General features: G+C 68.3%; 11 protein-coding genes. 3 read left to right on the top strand and 8 right to left on the bottom strand.

Annotation, left to right across the window (positions count from 1 at the left end):
- Positions 1 to 68: 68 nt before the first annotated feature.
- Together E5790_RS15070 and E5790_RS15075 are read right to left on the bottom strand one after the other, a co-directional pair.
- Positions 69 to 1,064, bottom strand: coding sequence for an alpha/beta hydrolase (locus E5790_RS15070; RefSeq protein ID WP_032957057.1), 996 nt, complete (start codon positions 1,062 to 1,064; stop codon positions 69 to 71).
- Between the two features lie 203 nt (positions 1,065 to 1,267).
- Positions 1,268 to 2,650, bottom strand: a complete 1,383-nt coding sequence (locus E5790_RS15075) for an L-serine ammonia-lyase (RefSeq protein WP_006464040.1) — start codon at positions 2,648 to 2,650, stop codon at positions 1,268 to 1,270.
- Between the two features lie 99 nt (positions 2,651 to 2,749).
- Here E5790_RS15075 and E5790_RS15080 point away from each other — a divergent pair, with 99 nt between their 5' ends.
- Positions 2,750 to 2,980, top strand: a complete 231-nt coding sequence (locus E5790_RS15080) for a glutaredoxin family protein (protein ID WP_100478603.1) — start codon at positions 2,750 to 2,752, stop codon at positions 2,978 to 2,980.
- Positions 2,981 to 3,099: 119 nt separating this feature from the next.
- Here the strand turns inward: E5790_RS15080 and E5790_RS15085 are convergent, their stop codons facing one another.
- Genes E5790_RS15085 through E5790_RS15095 form a run of 3 tightly spaced genes read right to left on the bottom strand, consistent with a single transcriptional unit; the run spans position 3,100 to position 4,889 of the window.
- Positions 3,100 to 3,672, bottom strand: coding sequence for a YceI family protein (locus E5790_RS15085; RefSeq protein WP_111206429.1), 573 nt, complete (start codon positions 3,670 to 3,672; stop codon positions 3,100 to 3,102).
- Between the two features lie 3 nt (positions 3,673 to 3,675).
- Positions 3,676 to 4,248, bottom strand: a complete 573-nt coding sequence (locus E5790_RS15090) for a cytochrome b (RefSeq protein WP_111206431.1) — start codon at positions 4,246 to 4,248, stop codon at positions 3,676 to 3,678.
- The gene (locus E5790_RS15095; RefSeq protein ID WP_014648056.1) at positions 4,245 to 4,889 is read right to left on the bottom strand and encodes a YceI family protein; all 645 of its coding nucleotides are present in this window, start codon (positions 4,887 to 4,889) and stop codon (positions 4,245 to 4,247) included. Before E5790_RS15095 ends, E5790_RS15090 begins: the two co-directional genes overlap by 4 nt.
- Before the next feature lie 164 nt (positions 4,890 to 5,053).
- On the opposite strand from E5790_RS15095, the gene E5790_RS15100 reads away from it, so the two are divergent.
- Both E5790_RS15100 and E5790_RS15105 read left to right on the top strand, forming a co-directional pair.
- On the top strand, positions 5,054 to 8,596 hold the full coding sequence (locus E5790_RS15100) for an ATP-binding protein (RefSeq protein ID WP_111206433.1): 3,543 nt from the start codon (positions 5,054 to 5,056) through the stop codon (positions 8,594 to 8,596).
- A gap of 96 nt (positions 8,597 to 8,692) precedes the next feature.
- The gene (locus E5790_RS15105) at positions 8,693 to 12,220 is read left to right on the top strand and encodes a hybrid sensor histidine kinase/response regulator (RefSeq protein ID WP_046432011.1); all 3,528 of its coding nucleotides are present in this window, start codon (positions 8,693 to 8,695) and stop codon (positions 12,218 to 12,220) included.
- A 509-nt stretch (positions 12,221 to 12,729) separates the two neighbouring features.
- On the opposite strand, the gene mdtD is transcribed toward E5790_RS15105, so the two are convergent.
- The 3 genes from mdtD to E5790_RS15120 form a co-directional block, all read right to left on the bottom strand.
- The gene (gene mdtD, locus E5790_RS15110; RefSeq protein ID WP_014648053.1) at positions 12,730 to 14,139 is read right to left on the bottom strand and encodes a multidrug transporter subunit MdtD; all 1,410 of its coding nucleotides are present in this window, start codon (positions 14,137 to 14,139) and stop codon (positions 12,730 to 12,732) included.
- Between the two features lie 92 nt (positions 14,140 to 14,231).
- On the bottom strand, positions 14,232 to 15,314 hold the full coding sequence (gene hemE, locus E5790_RS15115; protein ID WP_049441290.1) for a uroporphyrinogen decarboxylase: 1,083 nt from the start codon (positions 15,312 to 15,314) through the stop codon (positions 14,232 to 14,234).
- Between the two features lie 25 nt (positions 15,315 to 15,339).
- Complete coding sequence (locus tag E5790_RS15120; protein WP_014648051.1) at positions 15,340 to 15,579, bottom strand: WGR domain-containing protein; 240 nt, start codon at positions 15,577 to 15,579, stop codon at positions 15,340 to 15,342.
- Positions 15,580 to 15,601 lie beyond the last annotated feature (22 nt).

Consider the following 15,601-nt stretch of genomic DNA (forward strand, 5'->3'; position numbering starts at 1 on the left):
TGACAGAACCCCGGTCCTGCCGCATGAGCCGAGCGTGGGCTCGGCTCTACAGAGGGCACGCCTGCCGGTCAGCGGGACTTCAGGGCCTTCAACAACGCGCTGTTGAACTGCTTGGGGTCCTGCACCTGCGGCGAATGGCCCAGTTCGGCGAACTCGACCAGCGTCGCGCCGGGAATCGCTGCGGCCGCTGCTTTGCCCAGCACCGGATAATTGCCCAGCGTCGCCTTCACCGCAGGCGGCGCCAGGTCGCGCCCGATCGCGGTGCGGTCCTTCTGGCCGATGAAAAGCGTGGTCGGCACCTGCAGGTGCTTCAGTTCGTAGACCACCGGCTGGTTGAACACCATGTCCGAGGCCAGCGCCTGGCTCCATGCAACGGCCTGCTTGCCCGGGCCTTCGTACATGCCAGACTGCATCCGCGCCCACGGTTCGTAGGCCGGTTTCCATTTGCCGTCGTAGTACACCTCCAGCTGGTAGCGGCGGATGCTGTCATAGCTGATGTTCATTTCGCCGGCGTACCACGCGTCGACGCTGCGCCAGGGGACGCCCAGCGCCTTCCAGTCCTCCAGCCCGATCGGATTGACCAGCGACAGGCTGCGCAGGTCCTGCGGGAACATCAGCGCGTAGCGCACCGCCAGCATGCCGCCCATCGAATGACCGACCAGGTGCACCGGGACGTCACCCAGTTGCAGCTGTTGCAGCAGGGCATGGGTGTTGGCGGCCAGCTGCGCGAACGAATACTGGTAACGCTCGGGCTTGCTGGATTTGCAGAAGCCCACCTGGTCCGGGGCAATCACCCGATAGCCGGCGGCGACCAGTGGCTTGATCGATTCCTTCCAGGTGGCGGCACAGAAGTTCTTGCCGTGCAGCAGCACCACCACGCCGATGGGTGCCTTCTTCGGCGCGATGTCCAGGTAGGCCATCTCCAGCGGCTGCCGCTGCGATTCCAGCGCGAAGGTCTTCACCGGATAGCCGTAGTCGAAACCCTCCAGCCGAGGCCCGTAGGTGGGGGCGGCCAGGGCGGCCAGCGGAAGGCAGGCAAGCAGGGCGGCAGCGATCACGCGCATGGGGCAATCCGGGGTGGGGAAGCCCCGAGCCTAACCGGAACGCGGTGACGGTGTCGCCCGTTCGGGCAAGGGTGACCGGGTAGAGTCGACTGTTGGTCGACTGCTCTTCCCTCAGGCCGCGGAAATCCCGCGCTGCGCGCGATGGTCGACTGACAGTCGACTCTACCTGTGGCCCGTCGCCATCGCGCCGGAGCCGGTCGCCCTCAGCACTCGATGACGTTCACCGCCAGGCCACCGCGGCTGGTTTCCTTGTACTTGTCCTGCATGTCGCGGCCGGTATCGCGCATGGTCTTGATGACCTTGTCCAGCGACACCTTGTGCTTGCCGTCGCCACGCATCGCCATGCGCGAGGCATTGATCGCCTTCACCGCGCCCATTGCATTGCGCTCGATGCAGGGAATCTGCACCAGGCCGCCGATCGGGTCGCAGGTCAGGCCCAGGTTGTGTTCCATGCCGATTTCCGCGGCGTTCTCGATCTGGCTCGGGTTGCCCCCCAGCGCCGCGACCAGGCCACCGGCCGCCATCGAGCAGGCCACGCCCACTTCGCCCTGGCAGCCCACTTCGGCACCGGAAATCGAAGCGTTTTCCTTGTACAGGATGCCGATCGCCGCCGAGGTCAGCAGGAAATCGAACACGCGCTGTTCGTTGGCGCCGGGGCAGAAGCGGTCGAAGTAATGCAGCACCGCCGGCAGTACGCCGGCCGCACCGTTGGTCGGTGCGGTCACCACGCGGCCACCGGCAGCGTTCTCTTCGTTCACTGCCAGTGCGTACAGGTTGACCCAGTCCAGCGTCGTCAGCGGATCGCGCATCGCCGCTTCCGGCTTCGACGACAGCTCGCGGTACAGCGCCGGTGCACGACGGCCGACCTTCAGGCCACCCGGCAGCACGCCCTCCTCGCGGATGCCGCGGGTGACGCACGACTGCATCGCGCTCCAGATCTCGCGCAGCTGGGCGCGGATCTCGTCTTCGCTGCGCCAGCACTTTTCGTTCTCGAACATCAGCTGGGCGATGCTCAGGCCGCTGCGTGCGGTCTGTGCCAGCAGCTCGTCGCCGCTCTTGAACGGGTAGGGCAGCGGGGTTTCATCGGGCACGATGCGGTCATCGGCTGCGTCGTCCTGGTTGACCACGAAGCCACCACCGACCGAGTAGTAATCGCGGGTGGCGATCACTTCGTCGTCGGCGTTGTACGCGGTGAAGCGCATGCCGTTGGTGTGGTAGGGCAGCTTCTGGCGCTTGTTCATGCCGAGATCGCGCTTCTCGTCGAAGGCGATCTCGTGCTGGCCCATCAGCTGGATGCGCTTGCTGCTGCGGATGCGCTCCAGGGTGGCCGGAATGATGTCCGGGTCGATCAGGTTAGGCCGTTGGCCTTCCAGGCCCAGCAGGATCGCCTTGTCGGTGCCATGGCCGCGGCCGGTCAAGGCCAGCGAGCCGTAGACATCGGCGCGGATGCGCGCGACCTCGTGCAGGCGACCCGGGTCGAGCAGCCAGCGATGGATGAATCGCTCGGCGGCCTTCATCGGTCCGACGGTGTGCGAGGAGCTCGGGCCAATGCCGATCTTGAAAACGTCGAACGTGCTGACAGCCATGGATGCCAAACTGCGGGTACCGGACAAGCGGCTATTCTAGCGGCTTGCCGGGCCATCCGATGGCTGCGGCGCAGCATTTCCGCCACGGGAGCCTGACTGGTGCTGACCCTGATCCAGCGTGACGATTGCCACCTGTGCGACATGGCCCTGGCCGAGCTGGCCAAGGCGCGGGCGCCGGAGTTCGAATCGGTGTTCCTGGATGACCAGCCGGCGCTGGAAGCGCGCTATGGCACGCGGGTGCCGGTGCTGCGCGACGAGCGCGGCGAGCGCGAGCTGGACTGGCCGTTCGATGCTGCCACGGTGCAGGCCTGGTTGGCCGTCGATCGGTAGTGCCGGCCGCTGGCCGGCAACCCCTCTGTTCCCGGTGATGCCGGCCAGCGGCCGGCACTACCGGATGCGTTGCGATGCCCGGTGATGCCGGCCGCGGGCACGGCATCACCGGATGCGTCTTATTTCGCGTCGAACTTCACGATCGTGCTGATCGCGGTGTCGTCCGGAATGGTCTTGGTATCGGCCCAGTCACCGCCGCCGACGCCGAAGTCCAGGCGCTTGACCGTGGCCTTGCCGGTCAGCACCGGCTGGGTGCCCGGCTTCCAGGTGAAGGTCAGGGTGACCGGCTTGCTGACGCCGCGCAGTTCCAGGGTGCCATCGGCGGCGAACTGGTCGTTGCCCACGGCGCGGAAGCCCTTGGCGGTGTAACGCGCGGTGGCGAACTTGCCGACATTGAAGAAGTCGGCGCCCTGCAGGGTCGAGTCACGGTCGCTGTTGCCGCTCCTGGCGCCTGCCAGCGGAATCACCACATCCAGCGAACCGGCGGCCGGGTTGGCCGGGTCGAAGCTGAGCCTGGTGGCGAAGCCCGGGAAGCTGCCGGTGAACACTTCGCCGTCGTACTTGCTGGCGAACACCAGGATCGAGCCGGCACCGGGGGCCTGCGCATACTCCGCAGCGAGCGCCGGGGCGGTGGCCAGCATGCCGGCCAGGGCGGCAGCCACGGCGGCCGGAGTGGTCAGTTTCAGGTTCATCGGTCAGTCCTTCTGAGGGGAGGCGAGCCAGCCGCGCGGCAACATGCGGGACAGCGTTGCATCGCGCTGGAACAGGTGGTGGTAGAAGGCAGCGCCGGCATGGGCCAGCACCACCGCGATCAACAGCCAGAAGCCGTATTCGTGGAGGGCATGGGACACCACGACGACCTGCGGGTCGGGGCCGCTCAGCTTGGGCACGTCGACCAGGCCGAACCAACGGAACGGGCGCAGGCCACTGGCCGAATCGTACAGCCAGCCCGACAGCGGAATGGCAAACATCAGCACGTACAGCAGCACGTGGGTGGCACTGGCGATGCGTTCCTGCCAGCTGGGCACGCCCGGCACCTGCTTCGGCGCACCGGCATACAGGCGCCAGCCGAGACGGAACAGCACCAGCGCCAGCACGGTGATGCCGATCGACTTGTGCGCGGTGTAGACCCAGAAGTACTTGGGCGTCTTGGGCAGTTCGCCCATGGTCAGGCCGACCACGCCCAGGGCGAGGATCAGCAGTGCGATCAACCAGTGCAGGAGCTGGCTGACACTTCCCCACGCGGCGGGGGTGTTCTTGGCGGTCATGAAGGGTCCTTGGGGGCCGTCGTGTGGTCGGAGTGTGGAACGGGAGCGGGAGTTCCCGGGGCGTCGCTGCGGTCGAGGGTGGCTTCGGCCTCGATCCGCACCTGTACCGCATCACCGATGACCCCCGGCCAGGCGGTGATGCCGAACGCGCGCCGGCTCAGCGTCGTGCTGGCGGAAAACCCGGCGGTGCGTCGGAATGGAGGGAGCGGGTAGCGCTTGAGCGCGTTGAGGGTCACGTCCAGGGTGACTTCCTGGCTGACCCCGCGCAGGGTCAGCGTGCCGATCACATGCGCACGCTTGGCGTCGATCGGTTCGACCCGGCTGGAGACGAAGCGTGCGCTGGGGAATCGCTCGCCATCGAGCAGGCTGCGGGCCAGCGTGGCCTGGTTCCACTTGGCGTCGCCAAGGTCCAGACGCGACACCGGAATGTCCACTTCCAGGGTGGCGTCGCGCCAGTTGTCGGGATCGAACAGCACGCGGCCCTCGCTGCCGGACACGGTGCCCATGGCCTGCGAGTAGCCCGCGTGATCGATGGAGAACAGCACCCGCGTGTGCACCGGATCGAGGCGATAGGTGTCGGCGGCCGCCCAGGCAGGGGCGGTGGCGAGCAGCATCGGCAGCAGGGCCAGGCAGGGACGCATCGATGGCGGGCTCCGGAAGGTGACGCTGTGATCATACGCACAGCCCCCTGCCAACGTTGCGTGCATGGCTGCAACAGTTCGTGGTGGGGCCGCCGCTGGAAACAGCCTGTTGCAGCCATGAACCCGGCCCTGTGTGACAATCGGCCCAGGACAGGGGGTTCAGGATGACGAGCGGCTGGCGCCGGTGGTGCCGTGGCATCGCAGGTATGGGACTGCTGCTGATGGCGATGGCCACGGCGGCTGCGACCCTGGACATGGCAGAAACACCGCGCCTGCGCCGCTTCGGTGCCGCCGAAGGCTTGCCGTCACGCATGGTGGTGGCGCTGGCCGAGGATCGCCAGGGCCACATCTGGGCCGCCACCGATGGTGGACTCGCCCGTTATGACGGCAACAGCCTGCGGGTCTGGGAGCACGATCCGGAACAGCCGGGCTCGCTGCCCGGCAACGAGATCGAGACCCTGCTGATCGATCCGCTGGACCGGGTCTGGGTGGGCATCAACGGCAAGGGCGTGGCCCGCCTGGATGCCGACCGCGAGCGCTTCCGGACCTTCGACACGGTCAATTCCACCTGCCAGGGGCAGTTCTGGGCGCTGGCCTATGTCGACGACGCCTTGTGGATCGGGACCAACAACCATGGCGTCTGCCGGCTTGGCGAGGACGGCAGCGTGCGCCTCTACACCCATGACCCGGCGCAGCCGGGGGGCCTGCCCAGCAACAGCATCTTCACCAGCCTGGTCGATGCGCAGGGCCGCCTGTGGCTGGGCACCGAAGCGGGCGTGGCGCGTTGGAACGGCAGCGGATTCGAGCCGGTGGCCGCGCGGGAACTGGGCACGCTGAGCGTGCTCCGGTTGAGCCGGGATGCGGAGGGTTCGATCTGGGTCGGCAGCCAGAACGATGGCCTGTACCGCATCGATGGGCAGGAACGGGTCAGTCGTCCGCGATGGGCCGACAGCGCCCAGCTGCGCTCGGCCCTGGTCCTGGCCGATCGCCAGGGGGGCTACTGGGCTGGCACCTCCGATGGCCTGTTGCGGGGGGATGCGGCGGCGCTGCGCCGGCTGGAGGGCGACCGCGGCAGCGGCTTCCTGACCGCGCACAGCGGTGTGCTCGATCTGCTGCAGGACCACGAGGGCGGATTGTGGGTGGCGCTGCTGACCCAGGGCCTGGCCTATCTGCCACCGGACTGGCGGCGCTTCTCGATCTGGAACCAACTCGACGGCAAGCCGCTGGACAGCCAGTACCTGTTGAGCGCGGCCAGCGATGGGAAGAACTACTACGTCGGCTCGGCGCGAGGGGTGTACCAGCTCGATGCGCAGGGCACCCTGCGCCTGCTGGCCAGCGACCGGCAGCTCGGCAGCGGCGTGGTGTGGTCGGTGCTGCCGCGCCCGGATGGGCGCCTGTGGCTGGGACGCGGCGGCCGCATCACCGTCTACGATCCGGCTACCGACGCGCTGCGCGATCTGCGGATCGATGGCAGTGCCGACCTGCGCCAGCGCATCGACCTGATGCGGCAGGCGCCTGATGGCACGGTGTGGGTGTCGGTGATGGGCCTGGACCTGCAGCAGCGCGATGCAGAGGGCCGGCTGCTGCACCGCTATCCGCTGGAGCATTTCCGCGGGACCGCCGATGCGCCGATCGAGCAGATCCGCTTCGACGCCCATGGCCGGCCCTGGGTGATGGGTGACATGGGCATCTGGCGCGAGCAGGCTGGACGCTTCGAGGCAGTACCGGGCGTTTCGCGCGGGCCCATCTACGACCTGGTGTGGATCGATCCGCAACAGTTGTGGCTGGCGCGCCAAGGCGCGTTCGAGCGCTACCAGTGGGATGGCATGAGCCTGCGCCTGATCCAGCGCATCGATGGCAGTGCAGGCGTGCCGCCGGTCACCATGGGCGGGCTGGCGCTGGCCGGCAACGGCCAGCTGTGGGCGACGACGCCGCGCGGCCTGCTGCGTTGGGACCCGAAAACGCGGCGCCTGCAGCAGTTCAACGAGCGCGATGGACTGTCCGATGCGGAGTTCACCGGCCGGCCACCGGCAGTGAATGCAGATGGTCGCGTGCTGGCCGTCACCCAGACCGGGTTGGTTGCCTTCGATGTGAATGCCGACGACACGGTGCTGCCTTCTTCATCGCTGGTGATCGCCGAAGTGCGCGTACGCCGCGACGACGCGCGCGGCTGGCAACCGTTGCCGCTCACCGGCACCCTGTTGCTGGGACCGGATGACCGCGATCTGCAGATCGATGCGCGGCTGCTGTCCTATGCCAGCCCGCAGGGCAACCGTTACCGCTTCCGCGTGCAGGGCTATGACCAGGACTGGGTGGAGCAGGGGGGCGATGGCCAGCGCACCCTGTCGCGGCTGCCGACCGGCAGCTACGTCATCGAGGTGCAGGCAGCGACCGCCCGGGGCGCGTGGACGCCTTCGCAGCAGTTGCAGGTGAAGGTGCTGCCGCCGTGGTGGCGCAGCGGCATGGCGATCTTCGGCTACATCCTGCTGGGGTCGCTGCTGCTGGTGGTCCTGGTCTGGTCGGTCCGCGCGCGGCTGCGCCGTCGCCAGCAATGGCAGCTGACGGTGCACAAGCAGCAGCTGGCCGAGCAGGCCTCGCAGGCCAAGAGCCGTTTCCTGGCCACGCTGGGCCACGAAGTACGCACGCCGATGACCGGCGTGCTGGGCATGAGCGAACTGCTGCTGGCGACTCCGCTGGATCCGGTGCAGCGTGGCTACGCGGGGTCGATCCAGCAGGCCGGCAGCCATCTGCTGCGGCTGGTCAACGATGCGCTGGACCTGGCCCGCATCGAAGCCGGGCGGCTTGAGCTGGATCTGCGTCCGTTCGACCTGGAGGAACTGCTCGACCAGGTGCAGGGCCTGATGCAGCCGATGGCGCAGCAGCGCCAGCTGGAATTCCGGCGCGGTGAAAACCCGGCAGGGCCGGTCAGTGTCAGCGGCGACGAGATGCGCGTGCGCCAGATCCTGCTGAACCTGCTCGGCAACGCCATCAAGTTCACCGAGCGCGGCCACGTCGGCCTGGCCGTGCGCCTGGAAGAGAAGGGCGGCCTGTGTTTCGAAGTGCATGACAGTGGCCCGGGCATCAATGCCGAGCAGCAGCAGCGCCTGTTCCATCGTTTTGAACAGGCCGACGGTCCGCGTACCGCGTCGCGCTACGGCGGCAGTGGCCTGGGACTGGCGATCTGCCAGGAACTGGCGGTGGCGATGGGGGGGCGTATCGAAGTGGACAGCCAGCCTGGCAAGGGTGCGCGGTTCCGCGTGCGCCTGCCCCTGCCCTGGACGCGCCAGGCCGCCGGCACCGCGGGCGAGGTGGCGGCCCTGCCGGAACTGCCGCCGCTGCGCATCCTGCTGGTCGAGGACGACGCCACGGTGGCCGAGGTCATCGCCGGCCTGCTGCGGGTGCGCGGGCATGAGGTGGTCCACGTGCTGCATGGCCTGGGCGCGCTGTCGGAGATCGCCACCGATGGTTTCGACGTCGGCCTGCTCGATCTCGATCTGCCCGCGCTGGACGGTACGGCCATCGCCCGCCAGCTGCGCACCATGGGCTATGAACTGCCGCTGGTGGCAGTGACCGCCCGTTCCGATGCCTACGCCGAAACCCAGGTGCTGGCCGCCGGCTTCGATGGCTTCCTGCGCAAGCCGGTGACCGGCGACCTGCTGGTGGCGGCCATCGCCCAGGCGCGTGCGAAACGGCAGGCAACTGCGTGACTGTGCCGGCGCCGGGCGTGAACGGCGCGACTTTCGGTTTACCATGCCGACGCCCGCAGCGCGGGAATCATCAGGACCAGCGTGAGGAGGCAATCGGTGGTGTATCTGCGGGCGGCGATGCTGCTGCTGGTCCTCCTGTGCGGCGCGTTGCCCGCTGCGGCACAGCCGGTGCCTCCGAGCCCGCGGCAGGTGACGGTGTTCGATGGCCTGCCGTCCAATACCGTCAACCGCATGGCCGAGGACCGGTACGGCTACCTGTGGATCGCGACCAACGATGGCCTGGCCCGCTATGACGGCCGCACTTACCGCGTGTGGCGTTCCGAGGATGGACTGCGTGACAACCGCATCTGGACGGTGCTGGTCGATGCCCGCAACCAGTTGTGGATAGGCACCGAGAACGCTGGCCTGGTGCGCATGTCGGCCGACCGCCGGCAGCTGCACTTCTACGACCGCAGCAGCCAGCCGTTGATGGGCACCAACACGGTCTGGAGCCTGGCCAGCACGCCTGATGGCTCGATCTGGTTCGGTACCCACGAAGGCGGCCTGTACCGCCTGGACAGCCAGGACCGCCTGCAGCGCTTCCTGCCCGAGCCGAACAATCCGCGCAGCCTGCCTTCGTCGTCGGTGCCCTACCTGGCCACGCTGGCCGATGGCAGCCTGTGGATCGGCACCAAGCATGGCGTGGCACGCTGGACCGGGACCGACTTCGAGCGTGTCGGTACGGACATCATTCCCAGCCTGCTGATCAACGGGTTGACCGCCGAGCCCGATGGCAGCCTGTGGATCAGCACGATGGCCGGGGCCACCGTGCGCCGCCCGGATGGCCGCTTCGAGGCACCACCGTGGAAGCTGCCGCCAGGCGAGCAGGTGCTGGGCATGATGCTGCGCGACGAGCAGGGCGGACATTGGCTGGATACGCGCACCGGGCTGGGACGTGCGGTCGACGGCCAGTACCAGACCGTGCCGCTGTACAGCGCGATCGCACGCGGTCCGGTGCGGCCGAACTGGACCGGTGCCTATGAGGACCGCGAAGGTGGCATCTGGCTGGCCAGCACCAATGCCGGGTTGTGGCACCTCCTGCCACGCTGGTGGCAGTTCTCGGTGCTGTCGCGGCTGGAGGACGACCCCAGCTCGCTGCGCAATGCGCTCGTGCTGGGCACCAGCCCGTCCAGCAATGGCGGTGTCTGGACCGTGGGCAGCCATGGCGCGCTGGACCGCTTCGATCCGAAGACCGGCAGGATCGAGCAGCACCGCACCTGGGTCAACGGCATGCACTGGCTGACCTCGGTGCGCGAGGACCGGCGTGGCCAGGTCTGGATCGGATCGACCGATGCACTGGTGCGCTACGACCCGCAACGGCGCGAACTGCGTCGTTGGGGCCGTGATGCCGGTACCGATGCGGCGATGGAAGGGGTCATCGAAGCGATGATGACCTGCGACGGCGACAGCCTCTGGTTGATGCTTCCCGCGGGCCTGCAGCAACGTGATCTCGACGGACGCCTGCGGCGCCAGCTGGACAATGGCCAGCGCGGCCTGCAGCAGGGCCAGCTCAACCTCGATGTGGAATGCGGTCCGCAGGACCATATCTGGCTGGCCAGCAGCCGTGGCCTGCTGCAGTGGCTGCCGGAAAGCGAACGCTTCCAGCCGGTGCCGGGTGCGCCGGCAACGGCCATCCATGCGTTGCATGTGGGCCGTGACGGCCAGGTCTGGTTGTCCGAGGACGGGCGCCTGTCGCGATACCGCTGGAGCCAGGGGCGGCTGGAACGGCAGGCGGTGGTCGGTGCCGAACAGGGCTATCCGGCGATCTCCGCCTCTGGCCTGGTGGTGGATGCGCAGGGCGTGGCCTGGGCGACCAGCGCACGCGGCCTGGTACGTGTCAGTGCCGATGGGCAGAGCGTGCGCCTGTACGGCGTGCACGACGGCCTGCCAAGCCAGGAGTTCCGCGAGCACACCCTGATCGCAGCGGCCGATGGCCACCTGGTGGCCGGAACGGCGGCAGGCGCAGTGGTGTTCGACCCGGAGCAGGTACGGCCTTCGGTACGTCGCGCGCCACTGGTGATCGAGCGGGTGGAAGTGCGCCGCAACGAACAGGTGCTGGACATGACCCACGATGCGCCGTTGCAGATCGCCGATGGCGATCGCGACCTGCGCATCGTCGCGCGATTGCTGTCCTTCGCCGACTCGGCGTCCAATACCTACCGTTACCGCCTGGCCGGCTACGACCCGGATTGGGTTGAAGTCGGTCCGGCGGGCGAGCGCCTGTTCTCGCGCCTGGCGCCGGGCAGCTACCGGCTGGAGGTGCAGGCACGCTCGGCCGACCATGTGTGGTCGCGGGTGCAGAGCTTGGAGTTCCGCGTGCAGCCGCCGTGGTGGCGCAGCCTGTCCGGCCTGCTGGTGCTGGCGTCGGTCGGGTTGCTGCTGACCAGCTGGTTCGCCTGGTTGTACCGACGCCGCCTGCAGCGGCGCCACGCCTACCAGCTGGCGCTGCACAAGCAGGAACTGGCCGAGCAGGCCTCGGCGGCCAAGACCCGCTTCCTGGCCAACCTTGGCCATGAGATCCGTACGCCGATGACCGGCGTGCTGGGCATGAGCGAGCTGCTGCTGGCTTCGCCGCTGGACCCGCAGCAGCGCGGCTACACGCAGTCGATCCGGCATGCGGGCGAGCACCTGCTGCATCTGGTCAACGATGCGCTGGACCTGGCGCGGATCGAGTCCGGGCGCCTGGAGCTGCAGTCGCAGTCGTTTGCGTTGAATGGCCTGCTGCAGGATCTGGCGGCGCTGATGGGCCCGCTGGCTGCACAGAAGGGCCTGCGCTTCGTCCTGGACAACCAGCTGCCGCCGGGCCTGCAGGCGACCGGTGATGCCATGCGCGTGCGGCAGATCCTGCTGAACCTGCTGTCGAACGCAGTGAAATTCACCAGCCGCGGCACCATCACCCTGCATGCACGTTGCGATGGCGAGCTGCGCGCGCTGCATTTCGAGGTACGTGATACCGGCCCGGGCATCAGCCAGGAACAGCAGCAGCGCCTGTTCCGACGCTTCGAGCAGGCCGATGGTGCACGTACGGCAGCGCAGTACGGTGGCAGCGGCCTGGGCCTGGCGATCTGCCGCGAGCTGGCACAAGCGATGCAGGGGCGGATCCAGGTGGAGAGCCAGCTGGGCCGGGGCACCTGCTTCGGCGTCACCCTGCCGTTGCCACTGGTGGTGGACGGTGACGCCGAGGTGTCCGCCGAGGGGCATCGCGACGATGCGGCGAACATGCCACCGCTGCGGGTGCTGCTGGTCGAGGACGATGCCACCGTGGCCGATGTGGTGCGGGGGTTGTTGAGCGCACGCGGCCACGAGGTGGTGCATGCCGGCCATGCGCTGGCGGCGCTGCGCGAGATCAGTGCCGGCGATTTCGACGTCGGCCTGCTGGATCTGGACCTGCCCGGCCTGAGCGGCTTCGAACTGGCCCAGCACCTGCGTAACCAGGGCTACATGCTGCCGCTGCTGGCGGTGACCGCGCGGACTGATCCGGACCTTCAGCAGCAGGTGGAAGCGGCCGGCATCGGCGGCTTCCTGCGCAAGCCGGTGACCGGTGAACTGCTGGTGGAAGCGATCGCCAGGGCGATGGGCAGGTAGGGTTTATTGCAGGGCTTGCAGTCCTGCACCTGCAGAATCAACGTCAACGTCAAAAGCCCGCCTTCGACAGTTTTCCGCGATCTGTCGGAGCTCGGGGTCGGATCCCGTTGCTGCGCAACGGGCTCTGACCCCAATCTGGAATTCGATATCTGACAGATGTGTCGACCAAGGTCGACACCTACCAACAACCGCGCGTTCCAACAGTCGCCGTTACCCACAGCCGCGTGAACCTGTCAGAGGTGGGGCGGTGTGGGCTTGCAGGACCGTTGGCGCCATGGATGGCGCCATCGAGCCCCCATGGGTGAGGGCGCTTTGCTTGCGAAGCACTGCTTCGCAAGCGCCCGAACGCGCAGCCGCCGGCGGCTGGGCCGGACCGCGGAGCGGGGTTTACGGCGTGTCCTGCAAGCCCGCACCGCCCCGCCAACCCACGGAATGCTCGCTGTTGCTGTTGCTGTTGCTTCGGCTTCGGCCTCTGCAGGTGCAGGGCCGCAGGCCCTGCCGAACCCCCTTCACTCCGCGACGTGCTCGACCTGCCGCGGTTCGGGCTTGGTGTCGGGCAGCTGCCAGAAGATCATCGTCGAGGTCAGCGTGATCGCGCCCACGCACAGGAACGTGGCATGCAGCGCGGCGGTGGCGCTGTTGCTGTCCAGGTGGTTGCCGAACGCGGCCAGCAGGCTGCCGGCGGCTGCGGCGCCGAAACCGGCGGCCAGCATCATCACCATCGACAGCAGGCTGTTGCCGGAACTGGCGAACTCACGGTCCAGATCGCGCAGGGTCACGGTGTTCATCACGGTGAACTGCAGCGAATTGACCGCGCCGAAGAACGCGAGCTGCAGCAGGCGCCAGGCCAGGTGCTGGCCGGGTGTCATCAGGATGAAGCTGGCCATCGCCAGGCCGACCAGCACGGTGTTGACCATCAGCACGCGGCGGTAACCGAAGCGCTCGACCAGCCTCACCGCCAGCTGCTTGGAGACCATGCCGGCGGCCGCTACCGGCACCATCATCAGGCCGGCATGCATCGGGCCCAGGCCGAGGCCGACCTGCAGCAGCAGCGGGATCAGCATCGGCATCGCGCTGCTGCCGATGCGCGAGAACAGGTTGCCGAGAATGCCGATGCGGTAGCTGGGCACGCGGAACAGGGCCAGCGAGAACAACGGTGCGGTCGAGTTGGCGGCGTGCAGCCAGTAGCCCACCAGCGCGGCCAGGCCAGCCACGGTCATCAGCATCACCAGTGCGTGTGGCGTACCCAGGCCGGAGATGCCGTCCAGTGCCAGCGACAGCACCACCATCGCGAAGGCCAGCATGACGTAGCCGCGCAGGTCGAAGCGGGTGCGGTGGCTGGCGTAATGGTCGGGCATGATCTTCATCGCGGCGATGAAACCGATCACGCCGATCGGCAGGTTGATCAGGAACACCCAGTGCCATGAGGCGATCTCGACCAGCCAGCCGCCCAGCGTGGGGCCGATCAGCGGGCCGACCAGCGCGGGGATGGCGATGAAGCTCATCGCGCGCAGGAAATCCTCGCGGGGCACCGAGCGCATCACCGCCAGCCGGCCGACCGGCAGCAGCATCGCACCGCCGATGCCCTGCAGCACGCGCGCACCGACCAGCTGGTGCAGGTGCTGGGCCAGCGCGCAGGCCAGCGAGCCGAGGGTGAACAGGATGATCGCCACCAGGAAGGTGCGCCGGGTGCCATAGCGGTCGGCGATCCAGCCCGAGGCGGGAATGAAGGTGGCCACCGCCAGCGCATAGCTGAACACCACTGACTGCATCTGCAGCGGGCTCTCGCCCAGGCTGGCCGCCATCGCCGGCAACGCCGTGTTGACGATGGTCGAGTCCAGCATCTGCATGAAGATCGCCAGGGACACCAGCCACAGCAGGGGACGCTGGCGGTTGTAGGTCGATGGCGATGTGGACATGGGGTGCGGCCGGTGCAGCGTGGGGGCCGCCATGATCGCGCACTGCGGGTCACGGCGCGATCAAGGTCGCGCCGTACCTGCATGCGGAATGCTCAGCGTTGGCTGTGCGCGTGCACTGCGTCGACCAGCACCTGTACATGCGCCGGGTCCATGTCCGGCGACATGCCATGGCCGAGGTTGAACACATGGCCCTCGCGCGAGCCGCCGTTGCCGGCGGCATAGGTGTCGAGCACGCGCGCGGCGGCCGCGGCGATCGCATCCGGCGAGGCGTACAGCGTGGTCGGGTCGAGGTTGCCCTGCAGGGCAACGCGGCCACCGGTGCGGCGCATCGCCTCGTCCAGGTCCAGCGTCCAGTCCAGGCCCAGTGCATCGGCGCCGGTCTGCGACAGCGCTTCCAGGTGCAGGCCGGTGCCCTTGCCGAACAGGATCAGCGGCGTGCGCTCGCTGCCTTCGCCGCGCTCCAGCCCCTCGGCAATGCGCTGCAGGTAGCGCAGCGAGAACTCGCGGTACATCGCCGGCGACAGCACGCCACCCCAGGTGTCGAACACCTGCAGCGCCTGCGCACCGGCAGCGCGCTGCGCGCCGAGGTAGGCGATCACCGCCTCGGTGGTGACCTCCAGCAGGCGGTGCAGCGCCTGCGGATGGTTCAGCGCCATCGCCTTGATGCGCGCGAAATCCTTGCTGCCACCGCCTTCCACCATGTAGCAGGCCAGTGTCCACGGGCTGCCGGAGAAGCCGATCAGCGGTACCTGGCCGTCCAGCTCGCGGCGGATCAGGCGCACCGCGTCCATCACGTAGCCCAGGTCCTGTTCCATGTCCGGCACCGCCAGCTTGGCGATGGCCGCTTCGTCACGCACCGGGTGCCGGAACTTCGGGCCTTCGCCTTCGACGAAGTACAGCTCCAGGCCCATCGCATCGGGAATGGTGAGGATGTCCGAGAACAGGATGGCCGCATCCAGCGGGAAGCGGCGCAGCGGCTGCAGGGTGACTTCGCAGGCGATCTCCGGGGTCTTGGCCATGGCCAGGAAGCTGCCGGCCTTGGCCCGGGTCGCGCGGTATTCCGGCAGGTAGCGGCCGGCCTGGCGCATCAGCCAGACGGGGGTGCAGTCCACCGGTTCGCGGCGCAGGGCGCGCAGCAGGCGATCGTTGCGGAGAGGGCTGGTCACGATGGGCATTCCTTGGACGGGAGGAGCAGCGGCGTCAGTCGCCGTGCGAAAGGATCTGGAAGCCGCGATGCAGTTCGGCATCACGGGCCTTCTCGAAGGCGTGGCGGGCGTCGTCGGCCTGCAGGAACAGCTCGCGCCGCAGCTGCGAGCGGCTGCCGACACGGCCGCTCTCGCGCAGCAGCTCCCAGCCGCCGAACAGGTCCGGCAGCAGGCTCAGGCGCAGGAAGCGCGGTGCCTGCGCACCGGCGTCGGGATGTTGCAGGTAAACGTGCATGGCGCCGATTGTAGCGGGGCCA

Source organism: Stenotrophomonas sp. PAMC25021 (assembly GCF_004795795.1).
In the GTDB taxonomy this organism is placed as follows: Bacteria; Pseudomonadota; Gammaproteobacteria; order Xanthomonadales; family Xanthomonadaceae; genus Stenotrophomonas; species Stenotrophomonas muris.

Excerpts from the sequence above, each read along its gene's own strand:
- E5790_RS15120 (WP_014648051.1), bottom strand. The coding sequence starts at position 15,579 with ATGCACGTTTACCTGCAACATCCCGACGCCGGTGCGCAGGCACCGCGC.
- E5790_RS15100 (WP_111206433.1), top strand. The coding sequence starts at position 5,054 with ATGACGAGCGGCTGGCGCCGGTGGTGCCGTGGCATCGCAGGTATGGGA.
- E5790_RS15085 (WP_111206429.1), bottom strand. The coding sequence starts at position 3,672 with ATGAACCTGAAACTGACCACTCCGGCCGCCGTGGCTGCCGCCCTGGCC.
- E5790_RS15070 (WP_032957057.1), bottom strand. The coding sequence starts at position 1,064 with ATGCGCGTGATCGCTGCCGCCCTGCTTGCCTGCCTTCCGCTGGCCGCC.
- hemE (WP_049441290.1), bottom strand. The coding sequence starts at position 15,314 with ATGCCCATCGTGACCAGCCCTCTCCGCAACGATCGCCTGCTGCGCGCC.
- E5790_RS15095 (WP_014648056.1), bottom strand. The coding sequence starts at position 4,889 with ATGCGTCCCTGCCTGGCCCTGCTGCCGATGCTGCTCGCCACCGCCCCT.
- mdtD (WP_014648053.1), bottom strand. The coding sequence starts at position 14,139 with ATGTCCACATCGCCATCGACCTACAACCGCCAGCGTCCCCTGCTGTGG.
- E5790_RS15075 (WP_006464040.1), bottom strand. The coding sequence starts at position 2,650 with ATGGCTGTCAGCACGTTCGACGTTTTCAAGATCGGCATTGGCCCGAGC.
- E5790_RS15090 (WP_111206431.1), bottom strand. The coding sequence starts at position 4,248 with ATGACCGCCAAGAACACCCCCGCCGCGTGGGGAAGTGTCAGCCAGCTC.